We start from the raw sequence: 20,363 nt of genomic DNA, 5'->3' as shown, positions 1-20,363 counted from the left end.
CAAGAAGGCCAAAGAAGAGATCGACAAGCTGAACGCTGCCGATGCACTGATCTTCTCTACTGAAAAACAGTTGAAAGAGTATGGCGACAAGATTCCTGCTGACAAGAAGGATCCTATTGAAAGTGCTTTGAAGAAGTTAAAAGAAGCTCATGCTTCGAAGAATTTTGCAGAGATTGACGCCGCGCAGGCTGAATTGCAGAATGCATGGAATGCTGCTTCCGAAGATATGTACAAAGCAACACAAGAGGCTGGAGCACAGGGTCAACCTAATGCTGAGGGTGGCCAGGCAGGGAATGCTGCTAATAATAATGGTGATACTGTTACCGATGTAGATTACGAAGAAGTAAAATAAGTAAGGTAATATCTCTATAGAAAAGCCGTTTCTTTAAACAGAGACGGCTTTTTTGTTATTTATACTTAATTTTGCCGCAGGAATGATTTTAACCGACACGCATACGCACCTTTATTACGAAAAGGAACCGGAAAAGAGAAAACAGCTGATAGAGCGATGTCTTGAGAACAATGTTTCGCGCTTATTTCTGCCAAATGTCAATTCCGAATCTATAGAACTTGTAAATCAGCTAACATCTGAATATCCTGAAAATTGTTTCCCCATGCTGGGGCTGCATCCATGCGATGTCAGGGAAAACTACCAGGAAGAGCTTGATACTATTCTTTCTGTGATTGAGGATCAAAAGATTTGGGCGATAGGGGAGATCGGTATTGATCTCTATTGGGATAAAACTACGCTGGAGATTCAGAAAGAAGCATTCAGGATCCAGATTGGATGGGCTAAGGACAAGAATCTGCCTATCGTGATCCATTGCCGGGAGGCTTTTGAGGAGGTATATGAAATTCTTTACGAATTGAAGGATGAAAGATTAAGGGGGATTTTTCATTGTTTTACCGGGTCAGAAGAACAGGCGAAGAAAATCATAGAGCTCGGGTTTTACCTGGGAATAGGGGGCGTGATTACATATAAAAACTCAGGACTTGATAAAGTTGTAGCGAACCTTGACCTGCAAAATCTCGTATTAGAGACAGACTCGCCATATCTTACACCGGTGCCTTTCAGGGGTAAACCCAATGAGAGCAGTTACCTGGTGTATGTAGCGGGAAAAGTGGCGGAGGTTAAAAATCTCTCCATGGAGGAAGTGGCAAAGATTACGACAAATAACTCAAAAAGAATTTTTGGTATTTGAGTAATGTATTCCTTTTATATCTTTATCAAAAATATTACATAGAAGTTTAGGATGACAAAGGTACTGATAATATATACCGGGGGGACAATAGGTATGGTTCAGGACAAAGTAACGGGTACCTTGAAGCCTCTCGACTTCAATTTGATCACGGAAAATGTTCCTGAGCTTCAGCGATTAAATTACGAAATAACAGTTCATTCATTTTCAGATATTATTGATTCATCTAACATGAATCCGCGGATATGGGTGGAGCTTGCGGATCTTGTAGACAAGAATTACGAGCTTTATGATGGCTTTGTCATATTGCATGGTTCTGATACTATGGCATTTTCGGCTTCAGCATTAAGTTTTATGCTGGAAGGGCTGAACAAGCCGGTAATCTTCACAGGATCACAATTGCCGATAGGGGAGATCAGAACAGATGCAAAAGAAAATCTGATTACAGCGCTCGAAATCGCAACAGCAAAGCAAAACGGAAAGGCAAGGGTTCCTGAAGTTTGTATCTATTTTGATTTTCAGCTTTTCAGAGGAAACAGGGCATTTAAGTATAATTCAGCTAAGTTCGAAGCATTCAGATCACCCAATTACCCGGTTCTTGCCGAGGCGGGCGTACATCTGAGATTTAACGATGCCAGTATCCGCAAATGCGATGAGTGTAAATTTAAAGCACATAAAAAGCTCAGCAATTCTATAGCCGTATTGAAGTTGTATCCTGGCATCAGCGAGGAAACAGTTGCAGCTATAGTGAATTCCAAGGCTGATGCTATTATATTGGAGACCTTTGGTGCAGGAAATACGAATACAGATCAATGGTTTCTCAGCTGTCTTCAGACAGCCCTTGACAAGGGAAAGGTAGTTCTTGATATATCACAATGTAAGGTTGGGACTGTAGAGCTTGGACGATATGAAACCAGTCGTCCTCTGAAGAATATGGGGGTGACAAGTGGTTACGATATGACTTACGAGGCTGCAATCACCAAGTTGATGTTTTTGCTGGGACGTGGATATTCCGCCGAGAGGATCAGCCATCTCCTGGAAACCAACCTGCGGGGTGAACTGAGTAAGACGCCTTTGGCTGTACCTTCCAAGTCTGTATTTTAAAAATAAAAGTTCTGTAAATCTTGCAGATTTTATTACTTTTGCAACCTCTTAGAGGAGAGTTGTCCGAGTGGTTGAAGGAGCACGCCTGGAAAGTGTGTATACCTCAAAAGGGTATCGAGAGTTCGAATCTCTCACTCTCCGCCAGAATTAGTATCAAAAATATTAAATACCTGCAAACGAATAATTTGCAGGTATTTTTGTTTTTGAGGAAAGAGAATTCCCCTACTTCATATTTATAGCGGAGCTAAGTTCAATACCTCTTGATGAGCGTCCGACCAGTATCCTGTATACGCCGGGCTCTGCTTTCCAGCTTTTCGTGTTGACATCCCAGAAAGCGAATGAGCGTTTATTTAAAATGATTTCCACTCGCTTTGACTCCCCGGGTTTCAGGAATACCCTGGAAAAGCCTTTTAGCTCTTTTTCCGGTCTGGGTACACTAGCTTCAGGATCGGATACGTATACCTGTACAATCTCAGTCCCGGCAACTTTGCCCGTGTTTTTTATCTCAAAAGATACTGTGACACTATCCCCCTCAGAGAACGTACCAGGTGTCGTTTTAAGTTTGCTGTAAGAAAAACGGCTATAGGAAAGACCATATCCAAAGGGGAATAGGGGATCTGTTTTTTGGGATTCGTTCCAGCGGTAGCCCACGAAAACTCCTTCATTATAATGTATATCGTATACCGGATGTTCGTGTTCTGGCGTCTGATCGGTTACATTCTTGCCTTCAGGGAGATAAGTATGCCCGGGAGTGTCTTCAAATTGTTTTTCAATTGATATGGGAAGCTTACCTGAAGGATTCGTCTTACCCGAAAGAATTTCAGCCATTGCAACATTTCCTGTCTGCCCCGGGTACCACCCGTAGAGTATCGCTGCTGCCTCCGAAGCCCAGCCTGTCATTCTGATACCTCCACCTGCATTGACGAGGACAACTGTATGCTTATTTAGCGAAACTAATCTTGATATTTCTTTTTCCTCATCTGGTGTCAAAGAAAAGGACCTGTCTGTTCCTTCTTCGTCAAAGGTTCCGGTACTGACTAATACTACATCTGCCTTTCTCAGTTGTTCTGCATCTGGTTTGTCAATATAATTGACCTGTTCCCCGAACTCATTTCTGAGTGCGTCCAGCAGGTTAATGTTGTTATAACCGTTTACATATGCGGAACCTCCTCCTCTCGCAAGTTTTGTCACATATTTTCCCGTGATGAGAATCTTCCTGCTCTTTTCATTCGACAAGGGGAGAATTGCATCTGAATTTTTGAGTAAAACGATTCCTTCCCTTGCGGTGTTCAGGGCAACTTGTTCATGCTGATTGAAATCAACCGCAGTCTCTGTACGGCTGTTTATATCATCGTAAATCCCCATAGCGAAGCAGGTTCTCAGGATGCTTTTTACCATACGGTCTATGTCGGACTCCTTTATTTTACCTTCAGCAATTTTTCCTTTGACGTCTTTCAAGGCTGTAGCCCAGGGCATTTCGAGGTCAAGTCCTGCACTGGTTGTTTTCGCTCCATCATATATACCCCACCAGTCGCACATAACGAGCCACTTAAATCCAAGATCTTTTCTGAGGAGCTCTTTTATCACATAGCTGCTTTCCCCGCACCATTCGCCGTTAAGCTGGTTGTAAGCTGTCATTACCGCCATTGCGCCGGCATTAATTCCGGCTTCAAAAGCAGGCATGTAGATTTCGTGCAGGGTGCGTTCATCGACAATCGCGTTACTCCTTCTTCGCTTGAACTCCGTTTGGTTACACAGAAAATGCTTTAATGTTGCTATAGTGCCTGTACTTTGAAGTCCTGTTACATAGTTTTCGACGATTCTGCCCGCGAGAAAAGGATCTTCTCCTAAATATTCGAAATTTCTGCCGCACTGCGAGATCCGGTATATATTCATGCCGGGGCCAAGTAAAATATGGATGTTTCCCGCCCGGCATTCTTCGCCAATACTTCTTGCATAGTTGTATGCGAGTTCGCGGTCCCATGTTGCAGCAAGTGAGAGCGGGTTCGGAAATGCTGTGCTTTTCTTCGCGGTTACTCCCCATTTTGGATTTCCGGAGTCGTCAAATGCCAGGCGCACGCCGCCAGTCGCATCCGCCATAATTACGGGCGGAATATTGAAGCGCTTTAAGCCCCTGATAAGCATATCGTCCCCGGCAATAAACTCTGTTTTTTCATCCAGAGTCATCTTGCGCAAGATTTCCTCGGCTTTTGTATCTGCTTCGCTAAAAGTTAAGCGGGGTTTAAATGGGGAGGCTACCTGGCAGTAACTGTTCGTATATACAATACCTGCCACCAGGAATAGCAATAGTCTGGTTATTCTTTTTTGGTTCATCACTCTGGTTATAAGATGTAAATATGAGAAATCTCCGTTAAGAATCTACTAAATCGTTTTACTTTTTAATATAAAATAAGGCGAAGACGAAAAAGATGTAAGATTTTATAGAAGTTTCCATAAATGAGTTAAGGCTCATCGCCGGGATTTACACATGCTGATTAATTCAATGCTCTGGCTTAATCGCTATATTTACAAGGGTATTTTGCAATACGGAGAAGTTTATGAAGAAAATTGGATTTTTATCATTCGGACACTGGTCCAATCATACAGCTTATAAAACCCGTACAGCGGGTGACACGCTGCTTCAGTCTATTGAGCTTGCTGTAGCCGCCGAAGAAATTGGTTTAGACGGTGCATATTTTCGGGTACATCATTTTGCTGCTCAGTTAGCATCACCTTTTCCGTTGCTATCTGCTATCGGCGCCAAAACGGGCAGCATAGAGATTGGCACCGGTGTAATCGACATGCGTTATGAAAATCCATTGTACATGGTAGAAGATGCGGGAGCTGCTGACTTGATTTCCCGAGGACGATTACAATTGGGCATCAGCAGAGGCTCGCCTGAGCAGGTGATCGATGGCTGGCGTTACTTCGGTTATGAACCGGCTGATGGAGAAACTGAGGCAGACATGGGCCGGCGTAAGGCACTGGAGTTTTTGGATAAGCTAAAAGGTGTGGGATTTGCCGAACCTAATCCTTATCCGATGTTTCCTAATCCTCCTGGCTTATTACGTTTAGAGCCCTACTCCGAAGGGCTGCGGGATCGTATCTGGTGGGGCGCTGCTTCCAATGCTACAGCTGTCTGGGCAGCTGAGAACGGCATGCACCTGCAAAGCTCTACACTGAAATATGACGAAAGTGGCAAACCCTTTCATGTTCAACAGGCCGAACAAATCAGGCTGTACAAAGAAGCCTGGAAGAAAGCCGGGCATCAAAGAGAGGCGAGGGTTTCGGTAAGCAGGTCGATTTTTGCACTGGTAAGCGACCAGGACAGGTATTTCTTCGGGGGGCAGGGAAGCGGTGCCGATAAAATCGGTTTTATTGAAAGTGATAAACGCGCCATTTTTGGAAGAAGCTATGCTGCGGAGCCTGATCAACTCATAAAGGAACTGGCTCATGATGAAGCTATTCAGGAGGCAGACACACTCCTTTTAACGATACCCAATACATTAGGAGTTGACTACAATGTGCATGTTCTGTCTTCTATATTGGAGCATGTGGCTCCGGGTTTAGGATGGCGATAAGTTTCATTAAATTTATAAATAAAAAAATCGGAATGTGATTGAAATAACAATCATATTCCGAATATGAAAACCTCACCAGAGTTGCTTTTCTTTACCATTTCAGAAACGGATAGTCGATATATCCTTCCGCTCCGCCTCCAAACATAGTTGCTCTGTCGGGCTCGTTTAGCGGCGCATCCTTGTCAAATCGCCGCGGGAGATCCGGATTTGCCAGAAATAGAGTACCGAAGGAGATGAGTTTGGCAATACCTTTCTCAAGTTCAGCCCCGGCAGATGATTTATTGTACCCGCTATTGGCTATCACAACCTGCTTGAGCTGCTTTCCAAACAATTCAATTTCATCATCCTCCGGATAGTCTGGAACAGGGAACGCCGGACTGCGTTTCATTAACTCTACGTAGGCAAAATCCAATTTGTTAAGTTCTCCGATCAGATAGCTAAAGGTGGCGGTGGGGTTATCAAACAGAATGTCTCCATAAGGATGGAAAGGGGAGAGCTTAACGCCAACTTTATCAGCTCCAACAGCGTCGATCAGTTCCTGCATCACTTCCAGAACAAACCTGCTTTTATTTTCGATGCTTCCACCATATTCGTCAGTTCTTATATTGGCGTTATCAGCTAAGAATTGATTGGGCAGATATCCGTTTGCGGAGTGAAGCTCAACGCCATCAAAACCTGCAGCCATAGCGTTTCTTGCCGCCTGCCCGTAATCTTTTATTATTTGTTTGATTTCATCAGAGGTGAGCGTGCGTGGGATTTCATAATCCCTGAGCCCCTGAGATGTAAAATGTTTCATCGCGGTGATCGGAACCGCTGAAGGAGCAACAGGCAGTACTCCTTTCCGGTCAACCGAGTGTCCTGCCCGTCCTGTGTGCCAGAGCTGGGCGACAATAATTCCACCGTTATCGTGAACTGCCCTGGTAACTTTTCTCCATGCTTTAATTTGTTCTTCCGTGAAAAGACCAGGTGTAAAAGGACTTCCGATCGCTTGTTCACTAATGTTGATAGCTTCGGTAATCAGGAGCCCCGCGCTCACTCTCTGTGTGTAATATTCAATGTGCAGATCACCGACAATTCCGTTGATATCGGCACGGCTTCTTGTCATGGCAGACATCACCATGCTATTTTTTAGTGTCAGATTTCCTAATCTGATTTGATCAAGTAATTTCATGATTTTAGATTCAGTTTCTGTTTGTGGATAAATTTGATTTAAAAATTGCTAATTAACCTCTATGGCTATTTTGCCTGGGTACCCGCCTTTCTCAGCATATTTATAAGCCTCTTTGGCCTGATTAAACGTAAATGTTTTACTTACTTCAATTGTCAACCCCTTGCTGATTGCATTTAGTAGCATAGGGATGTTTTCTTCAGAAGGGGCGGTGAGCAAAGCGACATGCTTCTTACTCCTGAATAAATTTCTGACGGGCGACGTGATGATATCAGAGAGCCCCGGGACCGGATTTAAAAACAAGGCACCGGGTTTCATGATCCGTTTGGCATTTGAAAATCTCATCTTGGCGGATAAATCGATAACGATGTCATAAACTACCTTTTGAGAGAGTACATTATCTTTTTTGTAGTCCACTACAGAACCAGCTCCCCATTCTTTTGCGAAAGCCAATGCGTCAGTGCCGGTAACTGCCGTAACGCTGGCTCCAGTATCTCTCAGCAGTTGCAGCAGGAACATGCCGAAACCGCCTGTGGCTCCGTTTATTAAAATCCGGGAGTCCGGATTAATCCTGCCCATTTTTTGAAAAGCGGTAACTGCGGCAGCACCCGCAGTAGGAATGGAGGCGCCCTGAACGAAGCTGATACCGGCAGGTTTTTTCCAGATGGATGTTGAAGGGACAGCAACATATTCAGCTAATGCTCCGTCTTTCATGTTATTTTTTACCATTCCAAAGACCTCGTCGCCTTTTTTGAAATTAGCTACTGATGCCCCGGCATCTTCAATAACTCCGGCAAAATCAGTCCCTGTGTGCTTTGGGAACTTTGATCCCGACATGAGTTTCATTTCGCCTTTCCTGATTTTCCAGTCCAGGGGATTGATCGAAACCGCTTTTACTTTTACTAAAACCTGGTTTGGCTGGATAGATGGTTTTTGTTCATCAATGGTTTGTAATACCCCTGTATCACCAAACACTTTGTAAGCAATTGTTTTCATTTTCTTTTCCTTAAAATTTGATAAATAAACTATGCTACAAAGATGGCCGGTCGCAACCTAATAGACTTGTATCAGATCACTATTGTGTTTCAGTGCTGTTGGGGGCATGCCGAACATTTCATACATATACTTATTCAATTGAGGGAGATCATAAAACCCGGTATAATATGCAATTTCTGTAAGGCCTTTGTCCTTCTCCGAAAGAGTAACATAAATAGCTTGCCGTAATCTCGTCCACAGCAAGTATTTGGACAGGCTACTCCCCGTCTGTTCTTTAAATAATGAAGCTAAACGGGAGGGGGAAAGAAAAACCAGGTCAGAGAAGGTTTGCGGATTGATATCCCGGTCAAAAAAATTGGTTCTGATATATTCAACCATTTTTGTTACCCGTTCATCATATTGTTTTTCCGGCGTCTTCAGAAGTAATGCACTGATGACAGAGCGGATGTCAAAATGATCGGTTTCTATTTTAAAATAGTTCAGTATTTCAGCCCTGGAATGGAATAGGATACAGGCTTGGGCAGGATTGAAGCTTTTTGAAAGTTCTAAACCTACGTTAGAATAGGGTTCTATATTAAGGACACTTAATGTGCCCTTTTCGGCGACACACAGATGAGGGACTTGCGGTTTGATCAGAAAGCCCTGGATATCCCGGTGCAACTGCCCGTTAATGGTTGAAGTAAACGGAGAATCATTCGACAGGACAATTTGATAGGCCGAATGTTTATGGATCTCGACGGTAAGATTGTGTGCTGTAAGGGCGAGAATAAACGGATTACTTAATGGTTCTTTCATAGGAATCTGTCTTCGTGAAAGCAGTTGTAAGGTATTGATAAAAGCAGAAATTCCCAAGGGTGTTCACGGTGTTATATCTCAAGTAACATAGCTCGCTGTCTTCATCAACCCTAAGATAATTGAACTGGAACGGAAATGCTGGCTTTGAGCAAATGAAGCGGTGATTGAAAAAAACTTCTTGTCTTGATGTCTGGATTTTATTAAAAATTATATTTTTGACCATTCCTTTCCGATCCGGACCGCAACAAAACATTAAGGAGAGATGTCAGAGCGGTTGAATGTGCCTGATTCGAAATCAGGTGTACTGTAAAAGGTACCGGGGGTTCGAATCCCTCTCTCTCCGCAAAATATCTTACATAGGATATTTTGTTAAGGTTTTATCAGATTTCACCATGATAAAATATTCATGGTCAGCTGTTTGGAATGTAAGTAAAGCATAGTGTACTTTACTTACTGCTTTTTTCGGTGGCCCGTACAAAATGCGGAAGAGGTTTTAACACGTAATCAGTCACTGACGCCTCAAAGCCCTCCATCGCAAACTCTCCGTATGAGAGGTAATATTCTTAACCACAGGTTGGAAAACAAAGAACGTTAAAGACCTTCTTAGAGGCTTTAACGTTTGAATTCGTTGCTTTAACAATTTTGTAGTTCCATTTTTAGGTTTTAATTATTGTCTCATTAGCTACCATTATTACAATATTGTCCGTATCAAAAAAGTTTATATGGTCGGGATTTACTTTGTTCAAAAAGTTTTCACTCGAAAAAAAATGTTGATAATCGTCAAATGAATCAAAATATATATCTGTTACACCATCATACATAGGTGCGGGAAAACCCGGTGCTTCTACCGGATGACTTACAACATATCTGCGTACGTATTGCTTCGTCTCGGGTATGGAAGCGAATAAAGGAGCATGTTTATTTTTGTGATAATCCACAAATTGTTCAAAGCTCATCTCAGGAAGTCTTTTAATTAAAAATGAAAACTTAATCATATCTTTATTTATTTACATCAAAACTATTTCAAATCATGCCTTAGGGCAAGTACGCATAAATTAATCCCTATAAGGTTGAAGCATATACATATCAAATATGAAATATGAGAAGAAGATTCCGATGCGGAAGGACTGCGGGCTTCATTTATTCAAAGAATTATTGAACGGAAAATGGAAGCTCATGTTGATTTACTATATATCAACAGGATTTAAAAGGCCAGGGGAATTACAACGAAAAATTTGCACCGCGGATAGGCGTGTTCTGGCTAATCAACTGAATGAATTGGTAGTGCACGGTTTTGTTAGTAAAGTCATTTTCGATACCAAAGTTCCTAAAGTAGAATACGAACTTACAGATTTAGGGAAAAGTTTACTCCCTGTCATTTTAAATTTGGAGGCATGGGGTGAAAGCAACAGGGCCGTGCTGGAAAGAGCTCTTACGGTGTGAGTTAAACCCTTTAACGAGAAGATTGCCGCGATCTGTGTTGGCATTTTTTATTTTCAATCTGTACTCAACTCTTAGCTGGTTTTTATGTCAAGTAAAGTGAAAGTGGTCAATAACATCTATTTGCGAGCACGAGTATAAACCAGTTCCCTTCTTACTATTAAACGTTCCTAATTATAGCCAAAAGAGCGTTTATGTGTTTTAATGGATTCACTTCATCCCCTTTTGATTTGGGAAAGGGATCGAACAGAAGCGTAGGGCCAGGGTTCGAACTCTCTCATCGCGGCCAAGAGTATGGAAGCTCTGGGGCGCAATAAATCCCCCTTTCCGCAGAATAAATAAACCCCGCAGACTTGCCAGGCAAGGCTCTGCGGGGCAGCAACCGCTACGTTACATCTCTTTATCTTCGAATATCTTTGTGTCGCGGGTGTTCTTTTGTACAGCAATGGCTGAAAACATGCTCAGGCAGAATGCCATCGCGTAAAATCCTTTTTCACTTAAGGTAAGGTCTGCATTCCATAGTCCAATCGTTAGCAAGGTCATTGCAGCAATAGTGGCAAACCAGCTCAGTCCGTAGTAAAGATCTGTAACGATAAGGCCTTCAGCTCTGTCCCTGACGCTTTTTTGTACTGAGATCACTGCGAAAAGGCCAAATAACAGAACCGTGAAATAATAGCCTTTTTCGTTCAGCTCCATACTTTGCATTCCATAAGCCGATGCAGTATCCCACTGCTCCCGTTAATAAGGCAAGCCATGAGGCGCCGATAAATGCACCGGTGGGTTTAAACGGGTTTCTAACCTTTTCGGTGTGTTTTACAATAGGTGAATTTTCGTCTGTTCTGTGTTGTAGCGGTTCCATATTTAATTTGTTTTAGTGATTAATATGAAAGCAAATGTCGGCGGTGAAACAGATCTGAGGAAGATAGAATTGTTAAAATACTGACGATATAATTTTCGTTTATTGTATCTTTATAGGCACTGATATACTGTATGGATCCACTTTCGGAGTTAATCAATCTCTTTAATAATAATGATAAAAAGCTTTTCAGGCAGTTTTTGCAAAGGAAAAACAAGCGCGAAGATGTAAAGAATCTGCACTTGTTCGAATTGATTGAAGCTGACGATATAGATGGTGTAAATAAGCTCTACAGCAAGCAAAGAAATAAGGATGCATACCATGCTTTGCGTAAAAGGCTGCAGGATAATTTGCTGTTGTTCTTGTCGCAGAAAACATTCGAGAGCAATCATTCTGATTCTTATGACGCCCTGCGGCTGCTCGTAGTGAGTCGTTTTTTGTTAGAGAATGATGTGGTTAGGATCGCATTCAAATGCCTTGATAAAGCAGAGCGGTTGGCTGAACATCTGGAGCAGTTTAATTTGTTGAACGAGCTCTTGTTGTTAAAAATGCAGTATGCCCATCTGCCTGGAGCAGAAGAGTTCGAAGCTTTGACGGCGCGCTTCCTGCGCAACCAGTCGGATATGCAACGCGAAGCTAAGCTCAATATGGCATATGCCTTTTTGAGGCAGGAACTGCAGGAAATACACCTGAAAGGAAAGATTGTTAATTTGAAAGCCCTGATGCTTACGACAATCCGGAAATACAAAATTTCTCTGGAGGATCTGATGACTTATAAGTCCATTTACCAGATTCTTTTCATCGCGAATGAGTATGCTGCGATACAACAGAATTATGGATTGATAGAGCGCTATATCCACCGGACGAATCAATTTATACAGAGCCATGCCTATAAAAAGCAGCCTTATCTTTTTTATCATATATCTATCCTGTATTTTTTGGCGAACTTTCATCTCAGGAGCAAGGACTTCGAAAGGAGTACATCGTATCTTAATGAGATGATGGATTTGATGGACTCGGATAGTCGTTACTATAAGCTGTTTTATTTACGTCATCAGTTGCTGTCTGCACTCAACATGTTCTATACAGGCTTTGCTGACGATGCGATCTCGGTATTACAAAGGTCGCTTTCTGGCACAAAGCAAACGTCAAAACCGGAAGATATCGAGGATTTACGGATATGCCTGACCATGTTTTTGGCTCTTTGTAGTGACCGTGGAAGCTTGAAACAACTGACTTTGCTAACACGCACGGATGCCTGGTATGAGAAGAAGATGGGTATGTTATGGACTATCCGGAAGAATCTGATGGAAATTCTGGTTCAGATACAGTCCTCCAACATTGAGCTCGCCATGTCGCGGCTAAGCAGCTTTAGGCGGCGGTATAAAAAGTATCTTCTGAAAACTTCGGAGGAACGCGTGTTATTGTATCTGAGGCTGGTGGAGAAATACCTGCAAAAACCTGATGTGACTTCTGAAGAGGCGTATAGAAAAGCGGTTATAAGCCTGCTGAAGGGGATGGAAAATGAGGATATCTTCACGTTGAGCTTCATCGCCTGGCTGATAGCGCGCTGGGACAAAAAAACAGCTTATGAGGTTGTTCTCTCACTTATACAGGATAACAACTATGCGGGTAAAGCCCGGCAGCGTTCCTGACATAGGGTTGTCACAGGCCTTATGTAACTTTGTAAAGGAGGAAAATGAACGAAAAAGCTCCTCCGGGATAGGATCCTGCTAAATATTTGACTTATGAGTTATTGTAATTATATACCGAATATGGCTGAGCCCAGCCGGAGTTTGCATCAAAAATATCACGATTATCATTATGGGTTTCCAATACACGATGATAACGAGCTTTTTGGCCGCCTCATCCTGGAAATCAACCAGGCTGGCCTGAGCTGGGAAACTATATTGAAAAAGGAAGATGGATTCAGAAAAGCCTATGACAATTTTAACATCAGTAAGATTGCAGCGTATGATGAAAATGACCGGGAAAGGCTGCTCAGTGATCCTGGAATTATCAGAAACCGGCTGAAGATTAATGCTGCCATTGAAAATGCAAAGACCGTTCTTTTATTACAGAAAGAATATGGCAGCTTTGAAAAATGGCTTGAGTCTCATCATCCTAAAACCAAAGAGGAATGGGTGAAGATATTCAAAAAGACTTTCAGATTTACAGGTGGTGAAATAGTGGGCGAATTCCTTATGAGTATTGGCTTTCTAAAAGGAGCACATGCAGATAATTGTCCGATAGGCAAGCAAGTGTTGCAGCAGCAACCTATGTGGCTGAATACCTAAGTATCAGCAGAAAGGGCGATATAGGGAAACTGTCATTTTTTAACATTTGTAAAGTTTTAACAGGATTTAGTTTCTGATCTTTGCCGGAAATAGAAAGAGATGAACTGGATTATCGTAGTTATAGCGGGTTTATTTGAAGTGGCTTTTGCATCGTGTTTAGGTAAAGTCAAAGAAACGAGCGGCGCAGAAATGTACTGGTGGTTTACGGGGTTCCTGGTTTCGTTAATCATTAGCATGCTGTTGTTAATGAAAGCTACTCAAACCTTACCTATCGGTACTGCGTATGCTGTGTGGACAGGTATAGGTGCTGTCGGTACAGCACTTGTTGGAATATTAATATTTAAAGAGCCGGCAACTTTCCTGAGATTGTTTTTTATCGCTACCCTTATTGGCTCGATCGTCGGGCTAAAAGCGGTTTCTCACTAATGTGTTTCGATCTCTTTCGTAGAAAGACACTTGCCTGGTTATTGCTAACCGGGAGTTTGGCATTCAAAGCACTTTGGTGAATTTATGCGCGTAAGGGGGTGGAGTGAACGACTCAGACAGAGGGCGTGATCGTCAAACCCTCAATGCACCGCGAAATCCTCTCGCTGCATAGTATGATTGGGCGCCGTTATGATAAATGAAAACATGTTCATAACGACGATCTCCGAAAATAGCACCGCCGAGCTCTCTGATGGCGGCAGGGGTTTCGAGCCAGGTCGACGTTTTCATATCAAACTTTCCGAGCTTTTGCAATTCGTGGTATTGGTCCTCATTTAAAATGTTGATGCCCATCGCCGCTGCAGCTTCAATAGCGCTATCTTCCGGCCGGTATTCTTTTCTTGACTGCAGCGCCTCGCGGTCATAACAAAGGCTCCGGCGGCCTTTAGGGCTTTCCGCTGCACAATCGTAGAAAATATATTCGTCTGTCTCTGAATCATAAGCTACTACATCGGGCTCTCCACCGGTTCTTTCCATTTCTGAGAGAGACCATAGTTTGCCGGGATCAGATTCCAGTTTCATCTGTACCCTGGCCCATTCGAGGCGTTCATGACGGTTCATGTTCTTCTCAAAACGGGTTTGCAGGGTTTGGAATAATTCTTCCTTCTGTTCGGATGTTAACTGCTTTTGATTGTTTTCGGGCTTATTCATATTCTTATATCATAGTTGCAGATGCCTGAACCAAATATAGGAAAAACATCGGCGTTTATTTTGTGTCTGCCGGCTTCAATTGATCTTTATACTCAACCTTTTGATAGTTTGCCAGCCTTCCTTATCTGTTAATCTCACCATGAAATGATAGTCTCCCGGGTCGATATCTGCCGGGATGGTGATCTGCTGCTGGATGGAATAACTTTTTAACCCGGCTGGCAAAGGGTCTGTTTGTATGAGGACATATGGTTTCACAGGTGTTTTTACGGGATCAAGGCCGCAGTTTTCTGTTTCAGTGCTGTGTGTATGATGATCGAAGTTGTGATGTATATCAATTCCGACAGAACCAAGTTCCCTGTTGTCGCTGAGTTCTGCACTGAAGACGAATGTTTCTCCCCGTTTTACGGTACTGCACTGGCCTGGAAATGCATTTGGGGCCTCCATGTTAATAACCGGATATTCTGTGTCAATATCTTCGCCCGAGTCCTTGCTGCAACCGGCAGCGAGTAAAATAATAGCAATAAAAGAAAAGGATGTTTTAATGATCTGCATGAGAGTTCTTTATTAAAATAAGTACTAAAAGATCATATTCCCGCAAAGCCGGAGTATGATCTGTAATGGCTGATTACCCGCTCCAGAGCTATCGTTCTGAAACGGATATCTTGTTGTCAGGGCTTATCAAAATGCTCTTCAAACTCATTTTCTTTACCTGACTGATCTGTTACTTTCAGATGAACGTGGTAGTGGCCGGCGGGAGCTTCTGCGACATTGATGTGTTTATGAAAATTGTAAGTGGATTGTCCAACCATAGCCTGATCGGTGTAGCTTACTTCTTTTTCCCAACCGTTGCCGTGTATCTCCACCTCAATGTCGGCGATCTTATTAGGAGCATTAACCATTGCCTCCAAGTGCAGGTCATTTCCTGCGGCATTTAACCCTACTTCAAAGCCAGTAACCGAAGGTAGTGTCGGATCTGAAACAAGCACGAGCTCGAATTCAACTTCTGTTACCTGTCCGCTTTGATCCGTCACTTTCAAATGACCATGATAATCGCCGAGCGGTGCTTCAGCCGGGACATCAACATGTTTGTGGAATTCGGCGTTCTTTAATCCTTCCAGATCCTCTGTATAGGTGGTATTCAGTTCCCACCCGCTGCCATTCTCCGGATGAATACTCAGAACAACGCTTTTTATGGTACCGGGAGCTGAGATCTGCGCTTCAATATGCAGGTCGCTGCCGGGATGAGCAATTTTACTATTGCGTAGTCCCACTTCCAGGCCATCGATTACCGGCGGCATATATTCCGGATCATCTTTTTTACAGGCGGTGAAGAATGTTCCTGTGAAGATCAGCAAGCATAAGAATTGTTTCATTGTTTTCATTCGACTTAGTTTAATAGTTTGTGTCATAGTGATTATATTTATTGTTAATTCTGTGTTTTCTTTCCGAATGGTGCCCTGACCGATAAAACGAAGTTCCTTCCCGCTTCCGGCAGGCCGATCAGGCGATAAAAACTGGTGTGAACGAGATAGCGGGTATTAAAAAGATTCTGCACCTGCAGGCTTACGATCACCGGCCGATGATATAAATGGATCCTGGTTCCGGCCTGGACGTTCATGACCTTATATCCGGGTGTTTTTCGTTCCGGGGGAACTATGTTGTTTTGTTCTGCAGTCAGCCTGTAGTCAATGGAAAAGTAAGTGTCTCTGAGGCAGTCATTGATATCTGGTGAATATGTCAGATTAAAAAGGATGGAGGGTGGTGGTGAAAACGGGAGTGTATAGCCTTTTTTGTCTCCTGAAAGCTGTTTGGAGTGCAGGTATTCTCCAAGCATTTCTGCAGCCAGCGTCCGGCTGACCTTATATTTAAGCTGAACCTCTCCTCCGTAACGTCTGACGCGGCTTTGCGCATACCGGAATATTTGGTTCCCGGCACCGTTAGCATGATCGAATTCAGATGTAGGGTTCAGATAAATGTAATTAGGAAAGTAGTTAAAAAAGGGACTCAGCTGTACAGTCCATTTATCATTTGTCCATCCCGTGCTTAAATCTACCTGGTATGACTTTTCGGGAGAAAGGCCGGCATTCCCTTTTTCATAACTGAAATAATCGTAGTTGACTCCGTTTGCCGCAAGCTCTTTAGCAATAGCCATACGGAAACTTCTTCCCACGTTCACTTTCATGTTGAAGCCGCTTTCTGCATTATAGTTGAGGCCCCCGGACCACACCAGGCTGTTGATGCTGCGTTTCATATCCTCAGCCCTTACGAGCTTTTCGCCTGGGGAACCGGAAGGAAACCAGTCTGCATACGGGAAAATATGTAAGCTGCCATGATCGTATCTCAGTGCGCCATGAAGCAGCAGTTTTTCATTAAGCCTTAGCTTGTCGTACACGAAAACCCCGGTCATAATCTGGTTAAATGAAGGTGCCAGGAACCCCCATCCTCCGATCTCATTATCCTGGTATTCTCCGTTCCCTCCGACAGTTATCGTGTGAGCACCCGCCTGAAACTGCGTTCGCAGGTTTAATGAATATACATGCTTGTCATACCTGCGTTCAAGGTGCTGAGGGATCTGCATAGTATCGGGATAAGCAGGAGGCATATAACCGTGACCGATGTAGTGGCTGTATTCCTCCCTGGAATTATGCTGATACCCCAGTTCTGCCTCCAGTTTACTGCTGCCCAGATTAAGCGAACTCTTATTGATCAGTTTCAGATGCCTGACCTTTTGACCCGGCAGCTGGATGTCCCTGTCGGATTTGTCGTGCAGGGTTTCATCTACTCTGCGAGGCTCCAGTCCGCGTGCGTTTGCAAAGAAGCCGCTTTTTGAATAGGTGTTGCTCATGTAGAAGACTGACCGGAACCTGTTTCCCAGGTAGCCGGAACTGAAATGGATGCCGTTCTCTTTACCGGCGGTATTCCGAAGCTGATTATTGTGAAGTTTTACGGCGTAGTCGTATATGTACAATGTGCTGGCAGGGACTTTATAATCTCCATAGTTTAATCCTGTAAACCTTGAGTCAAAGAACCATCGTTCATTCCTGCCGTACAGATTGATGGAGCCTCCATACAGATTATTTTTGCTCTTCCCCGTAAGGTCAACCGATCCTCCAAGGCTATGCGCTGCCGGTACAGAGGTTGATTTAACATCGATAACGCCTGCAATGGCATCAGATCCGTAAATGAACGAGGCTGCTCCTTTTATGAGCTCCACTTCTCCCGCTGCAAACTGGTCAAGTTCAAGGCCGTGGTCAGCGCCCCATTGCTGTCCTTCATGCTTTACTCCTTTATCGATTACAACCACACGATTGAACCCCAGCCCCCGTATGAGAGGTTTAGACTGCCCGGAGCCGATGCCGATTGTTTTTATTCCCGGCAGGCGCTTCAGGCTTTCCATCAGGCTTCCCCCCAGATTACGGTGGATGAAGTCTCTGTTTATCGTCTCCACATTAAGCGATTCTTCCTGCTTTCTGATCTCCAGGCGCCTGTCTTTTACAACTACTTCTTCGAGCTGTTCTTTTAGTGGAGACATTATCATGCGTATGTGTACATGCCCATTTACATTTACAGAGAGCTTCGAATTCCGGAATCCGGGTTTTACTGCCAGCAACTGGTAGTTTCTCTCAGTGAGCCCCGAAAAATGAAAACGCCCGGCAGAATCAGTGTGAGAATGAAGGGTGGTTCCGTCAATGTAAACAGACACCCCGGAGAGGGGGTGGTTCTTCGTATCCAGAACACTTCCGGAAAGAACAAATTGCTGTGCATGCAAGGGAGCGGATAATAAAATCCAACCCAAAAAAAGGATCGTTTTCTTCATTAAAGTGAGTGGTTTGCAGAGCATCGCGAATTCCGCTCTTTAAACGGGAGTCAAATGATGATTGTCGGGACTGATGCGATATGTGTCTTTCAAGCTCTGAATTATCTCAGAAGAAAGCCTGTTAAAATTCGTTACAATACACGCTAGAGGCAGGGTGTGCTCTTTACCAGGAACAAGAAGACGGAGATCGCGTTTAGCAGGAAGATGGGGGAGGGCCTTTATTGGTGAAGCCCTGAAGTGTAAATTTATATACACCGGCATAGACCCTGTTCAGCAGCGTAACTGGTTTGGTTACGGGAGACGTCATTACCGGAGGATAAGATAGCACTGTATGCTTGCTTTGCTTATGAACAATATAGTCGCAAACAGCACACTTGCCGGCATTCCCTACCTGTTCCTTGTCCCCAAGGGATTTAAACTCTGCATCAGATGAATGATGATGGAAGGCCTGAACAGAGACATTCAATATAAATACAAACGTCAGCAACAGTGCCAGTGCCTGGTGAAAAACGGATGATGATATGTTTACTGTTCTTTTCAATTTTGCAGCAAAGTTGCGTTTTATTTTGAAATAGTTCAAGGAAAAAGTAAAAATAGTTAGACGGGGTACTTTAATCTGCGTTTTGTTGCTGATATGTTTTTTGTATGTGCGTTTTGTTGCGTTTCTCAGCCAATTGTTTAAATTTGAATTAATCAATTACTGGCGTATGAAGTTCATTTATTTTCTCTCCCTGTTATCACTCATGGCGATTTCATCCGGAATTTCAGCCAGATCTACTCATTCGGACAATGATGGCTTGCCTGTCATAACCGGAGCTGACCAGACGGGCGAATATCTGCCACATTTGAAAGGAAAGAAAGTTGGAATGCTTGTTAACCAGACGTCGGTTATTGGTCATACTCTGAGCGTTGACAGCCTTCGGGCACTTGGAGTAGATATCCGGATGATCTTTGGGCCTGAGCATGGTTTCAGGGCAAATGCCAGCAATGGAGCACATGTTGCGGATGAGACAGATCCTAAAACAGGGATCCCGATCATTTCTCTATACGGACAGAAACGCAAGCCTTCGGCAAAAGATATGGCGGCTATTGATGTAATGGTTTTCGACATTGCGGATGTAGGCTGCCGGTTTTATACCAATATTAATACACTTGCTGATATCATGGAAGCTTGCGCTGAGACAGGAAAGGAACTGATCATCCTTGACAGGCCTAATCCGAACGCGTATGTTGACGGGCCGGTGCTCGACATGAAGTTTAAGTCGGGTATAGGCCGGTTTCCTATACCTGTTACCCATGGTATGACCATAGGAGAGTTTGCGAAAATGGTCAACGGCGAGGGCTGGCTGCCCGGGAAAATGAAGTGCCGGATCCGGATCATTCCGCTAAAGAATTATCGGCACGATATGATGTATACATTGCCAGTAGCGCCTTCGCCGAATCTGAATACGCCGCAATCCGTCTTGTTATATCCCTCCCTTTGTTTATTCGAGGGTACGATTATCAGCCAGGGGAGAGGAACCTATATGCCCTTTACGGTTCTTGGAAGCCCGGCATTGAAGGGCCTCTATGATTTTTCTTTTACCCCGAAGCCGATATCCGGTATGTCGGAAAATCCCTTGCACAAAGGACAGGAATGTTATGGGCTTGATCTCCGGAATTATGATACAAAAGCACTGCATAGTGCAGGACGTATCAATATTAAATGGCTGATGGACTTGTATCAAGCTTATCCCGAAAAGGATAAATTCTTCGATCATACGCAAAGTACAGCTATAGGGAGGATAGAGCGGCTTATCGGAAACGATCTTTTTGAGCAGCAAATTAAGGAAGGGATAAGTGAGGAGCAAATCCGGAAGAGCTGGGAACCCGGATTAAGTGCCTATAAACAAATGCGTAAGAAATATTTGATCTATCAGTAGCCGGCCGGTACGAACCTGACCTTTTCTCCTTCTGATTCACCCGTTCATTTTTAT

Annotated in this window: 20 protein-coding genes and 2 tRNA genes; 11 read left to right on the top strand and 11 right to left on the bottom strand. The window is 43.6% G+C overall.

Annotation, left to right across the window (positions count from 1 at the left end; translation table 11 throughout):
* The 4 genes from DDR33_RS26730 to DDR33_RS16770 form a co-directional block, all read left to right on the top strand.
* Window positions 1-352: Hsp70 family protein (locus DDR33_RS26730; RefSeq protein WP_238387837.1), on the top strand; the 352-nt coding region annotated here is incomplete at its 5' end.
* A gap of 82 nt (window positions 353-434) precedes the next feature.
* Window positions 435-1,202 (top strand): TatD family hydrolase, encoded by a 768-nt coding sequence (locus DDR33_RS16780; protein ID WP_109416966.1) that lies wholly within the window; start codon window positions 435-437, stop codon window positions 1,200-1,202.
* A 51-nt stretch (window positions 1,203-1,253) separates the two neighbouring features.
* Window positions 1,254-2,303, top strand: coding sequence for an asparaginase (locus DDR33_RS16775; protein ID WP_109416965.1), 1,050 nt, complete (start codon window positions 1,254-1,256; stop codon window positions 2,301-2,303).
* A 53-nt stretch (window positions 2,304-2,356) separates the two neighbouring features.
* A tRNA-Ser gene (locus DDR33_RS16770) sits at window positions 2,357-2,447 on the top strand.
* Between the two features lie 78 nt (window positions 2,448-2,525).
* Here DDR33_RS16770 and DDR33_RS16765 read toward each other — a convergent pair.
* A complete protein-coding gene (locus tag DDR33_RS16765) occupies window positions 2,526-4,637 on the bottom strand; it encodes a beta-glucosidase (protein WP_109416964.1) in 2,112 nt (703 codons plus the stop codon).
* Between the two features lie 224 nt (window positions 4,638-4,861).
* Here DDR33_RS16765 and DDR33_RS16760 point away from each other — a divergent pair, with 224 nt between their 5' ends.
* On the top strand, window positions 4,862-5,884 hold the full coding sequence (locus DDR33_RS16760) for an LLM class flavin-dependent oxidoreductase (RefSeq protein ID WP_109416963.1): 1,023 nt from the start codon (window positions 4,862-4,864) through the stop codon (window positions 5,882-5,884).
* Window positions 5,885-5,975: 91 nt separating this feature from the next.
* Here DDR33_RS16760 and DDR33_RS16755 read toward each other — a convergent pair whose 3' ends face one another.
* The 3 genes from DDR33_RS16755 to DDR33_RS16745 are packed head-to-tail and all read right to left on the bottom strand — an operon-like array spanning window position 5,976 to window position 8,843.
* On the bottom strand, window positions 5,976-7,055 hold the full coding sequence (locus DDR33_RS16755; protein ID WP_109416962.1) for an alkene reductase: 1,080 nt from the start codon (window positions 7,053-7,055) through the stop codon (window positions 5,976-5,978).
* 48 nt (window positions 7,056-7,103) lie between these two features.
* On the bottom strand, window positions 7,104-8,048 hold the full coding sequence (locus tag DDR33_RS16750; protein WP_109416961.1) for an NAD(P)-dependent alcohol dehydrogenase: 945 nt from the start codon (window positions 8,046-8,048) through the stop codon (window positions 7,104-7,106).
* A gap of 57 nt (window positions 8,049-8,105) precedes the next feature.
* Window positions 8,106-8,843, bottom strand: coding sequence for a helix-turn-helix domain-containing protein (locus DDR33_RS16745; RefSeq protein WP_109416960.1), 738 nt, complete (start codon window positions 8,841-8,843; stop codon window positions 8,106-8,108).
* 256 nt (window positions 8,844-9,099) lie between these two features.
* On the opposite strand from DDR33_RS16745, the gene DDR33_RS16735 reads away from it, so the two are divergent.
* Window positions 9,100-9,186: transfer RNA gene (locus DDR33_RS16735), tRNA-Ser, on the top strand.
* Window positions 9,187-9,499: 313 nt separating this feature from the next.
* On the opposite strand, the gene DDR33_RS16730 is transcribed toward DDR33_RS16735, so the two are convergent.
* The gene (locus DDR33_RS16730) at window positions 9,500-9,838 is read right to left on the bottom strand and encodes an EthD domain-containing protein (protein WP_109416958.1); all 339 of its coding nucleotides are present in this window, start codon (window positions 9,836-9,838) and stop codon (window positions 9,500-9,502) included.
* A gap of 97 nt (window positions 9,839-9,935) precedes the next feature.
* Here DDR33_RS16730 and DDR33_RS16725 point away from each other — a divergent pair, with 97 nt between their 5' ends.
* Window positions 9,936-10,286 carry a winged helix-turn-helix transcriptional regulator gene (locus DDR33_RS16725; protein WP_109416957.1) on the top strand — a complete coding sequence of 117 codons (351 nt, stop codon included), beginning with the start codon at window positions 9,936-9,938 and terminating at the stop codon, window positions 10,284-10,286.
* Between the two features lie 387 nt (window positions 10,287-10,673).
* Here DDR33_RS16725 and yiaA read toward each other — a convergent pair whose 3' ends face one another.
* Window positions 10,674-10,979, bottom strand: a complete 306-nt coding sequence (gene yiaA / locus DDR33_RS16720) for an inner membrane protein YiaA (RefSeq protein ID WP_238387836.1) — start codon at window positions 10,977-10,979, stop codon at window positions 10,674-10,676.
* Between the two features lie 294 nt (window positions 10,980-11,273).
* Between yiaA and DDR33_RS16715 the strand changes: the two genes are divergently transcribed.
* The 3 genes from DDR33_RS16715 (at window position 11,274) to DDR33_RS16705 (ending at window position 13,862) form a co-directional block, all read left to right on the top strand.
* The gene (locus tag DDR33_RS16715) at window positions 11,274-12,794 is read left to right on the top strand and encodes a hypothetical protein (RefSeq protein ID WP_109416956.1); all 1,521 of its coding nucleotides are present in this window, start codon (window positions 11,274-11,276) and stop codon (window positions 12,792-12,794) included.
* 120 nt (window positions 12,795-12,914) lie between these two features.
* A complete protein-coding gene (locus DDR33_RS16710; RefSeq protein WP_238387835.1) occupies window positions 12,915-13,436 on the top strand; it encodes a DNA-3-methyladenine glycosylase I in 522 nt (173 codons plus the stop codon).
* A 99-nt stretch (window positions 13,437-13,535) separates the two neighbouring features.
* A complete protein-coding gene (locus DDR33_RS16705; RefSeq protein WP_109416954.1) occupies window positions 13,536-13,862 on the top strand; it encodes a DMT family transporter in 327 nt (108 codons plus the stop codon).
* Window positions 13,863-13,994: 132 nt separating this feature from the next.
* Here the strand turns inward: DDR33_RS16705 and DDR33_RS16700 are convergent, their stop codons facing one another.
* The 5 genes from DDR33_RS16700 to DDR33_RS16680 form a co-directional block, all read right to left on the bottom strand.
* Window positions 13,995-14,570, bottom strand: coding sequence for a DUF4256 domain-containing protein (locus DDR33_RS16700; RefSeq protein ID WP_109416953.1), 576 nt, complete (start codon window positions 14,568-14,570; stop codon window positions 13,995-13,997).
* Between the two features lie 75 nt (window positions 14,571-14,645).
* On the bottom strand, window positions 14,646-15,122 hold the full coding sequence (locus DDR33_RS16695; protein WP_109416952.1) for a DUF4625 domain-containing protein: 477 nt from the start codon (window positions 15,120-15,122) through the stop codon (window positions 14,646-14,648).
* A gap of 116 nt (window positions 15,123-15,238) precedes the next feature.
* Window positions 15,239-15,952: a DUF4625 domain-containing protein gene (locus DDR33_RS16690; protein WP_158280778.1), complete on the bottom strand. Its 714-nt coding sequence runs from the start codon at window positions 15,950-15,952 to the stop codon at window positions 15,239-15,241.
* A gap of 44 nt (window positions 15,953-15,996) precedes the next feature.
* Window positions 15,997-18,387 (bottom strand): TonB-dependent receptor, encoded by a 2,391-nt coding sequence (locus DDR33_RS16685; protein WP_109416950.1) that lies wholly within the window; start codon window positions 18,385-18,387, stop codon window positions 15,997-15,999.
* A gap of 193 nt (window positions 18,388-18,580) precedes the next feature.
* Entirely contained in the window at window positions 18,581-18,928 is a 348-nt protein-coding gene (locus DDR33_RS16680) for a hypothetical protein (protein WP_146198796.1), read from the bottom strand.
* 166 nt (window positions 18,929-19,094) lie between these two features.
* Between DDR33_RS16680 and DDR33_RS16675 the strand changes: the two genes are divergently transcribed.
* On the top strand, window positions 19,095-20,309 hold the full coding sequence (locus DDR33_RS16675; RefSeq protein WP_109417053.1) for an exo-beta-N-acetylmuramidase NamZ family protein: 1,215 nt from the start codon (window positions 19,095-19,097) through the stop codon (window positions 20,307-20,309).
* Window positions 20,310-20,363: the final 54 nt, after the last annotated feature.

This window comes from Pararcticibacter amylolyticus (genome assembly GCF_003130405.1).
Classification (GTDB): domain Bacteria; phylum Bacteroidota; class Bacteroidia; order Sphingobacteriales; family Sphingobacteriaceae; genus Arcticibacter; species Arcticibacter amylolyticus.
This window is presented reverse-complemented; position numbering and strand designations above follow the sequence as displayed.

Excerpts from the sequence above, each read along its gene's own strand:
- DDR33_RS16675 (WP_109417053.1), top strand. The coding sequence starts at position 19,095 with ATGAAGTTCATTTATTTTCTCTCCCTGTTATCACTCATGGCGATTTCA.
- DDR33_RS16730 (WP_109416958.1), bottom strand. The coding sequence starts at position 9,838 with ATGATTAAGTTTTCATTTTTAATTAAAAGACTTCCTGAGATGAGCTTT.
- DDR33_RS16705 (WP_109416954.1), top strand. The coding sequence starts at position 13,536 with ATGAACTGGATTATCGTAGTTATAGCGGGTTTATTTGAAGTGGCTTTT.
- DDR33_RS16775 (WP_109416965.1), top strand. The coding sequence starts at position 1,254 with ATGACAAAGGTACTGATAATATATACCGGGGGGACAATAGGTATGGTT.
- DDR33_RS16715 (WP_109416956.1), top strand. The coding sequence starts at position 11,274 with ATGGATCCACTTTCGGAGTTAATCAATCTCTTTAATAATAATGATAAA.
- DDR33_RS16725 (WP_109416957.1), top strand. The coding sequence starts at position 9,936 with ATGAAATATGAGAAGAAGATTCCGATGCGGAAGGACTGCGGGCTTCAT.
- DDR33_RS16745 (WP_109416960.1), bottom strand. The coding sequence starts at position 8,843 with ATGAAAGAACCATTAAGTAATCCGTTTATTCTCGCCCTTACAGCACAC.
- DDR33_RS16710 (WP_238387835.1), top strand. The coding sequence starts at position 12,915 with ATGGCTGAGCCCAGCCGGAGTTTGCATCAAAAATATCACGATTATCAT.
- DDR33_RS16685 (WP_109416950.1), bottom strand. The coding sequence starts at position 18,387 with ATGAAGAAAACGATCCTTTTTTTGGGTTGGATTTTATTATCCGCTCCC.
- yiaA (WP_238387836.1), bottom strand. The coding sequence starts at position 10,979 with ATGGAGCTGAACGAAAAAGGCTATTATTTCACGGTTCTGTTATTTGGC.
- DDR33_RS16760 (WP_109416963.1), top strand. The coding sequence starts at position 4,862 with ATGAAGAAAATTGGATTTTTATCATTCGGACACTGGTCCAATCATACA.
- DDR33_RS16780 (WP_109416966.1), top strand. The coding sequence starts at position 435 with ATGATTTTAACCGACACGCATACGCACCTTTATTACGAAAAGGAACCG.
- DDR33_RS16695 (WP_109416952.1), bottom strand. The coding sequence starts at position 15,122 with ATGCAGATCATTAAAACATCCTTTTCTTTTATTGCTATTATTTTACTC.
- DDR33_RS16750 (WP_109416961.1), bottom strand. The coding sequence starts at position 8,048 with ATGAAAACAATTGCTTACAAAGTGTTTGGTGATACAGGGGTATTACAA.
- DDR33_RS16700 (WP_109416953.1), bottom strand. The coding sequence starts at position 14,570 with ATGAATAAGCCCGAAAACAATCAAAAGCAGTTAACATCCGAACAGAAG.
- DDR33_RS16765 (WP_109416964.1), bottom strand. The coding sequence starts at position 4,637 with ATGAACCAAAAAAGAATAACCAGACTATTGCTATTCCTGGTGGCAGGT.
- DDR33_RS16690 (WP_158280778.1), bottom strand. The coding sequence starts at position 15,952 with ATGAAAACAATGAAACAATTCTTATGCTTGCTGATCTTCACAGGAACA.
- DDR33_RS16755 (WP_109416962.1), bottom strand. The coding sequence starts at position 7,055 with ATGAAATTACTTGATCAAATCAGATTAGGAAATCTGACACTAAAAAAT.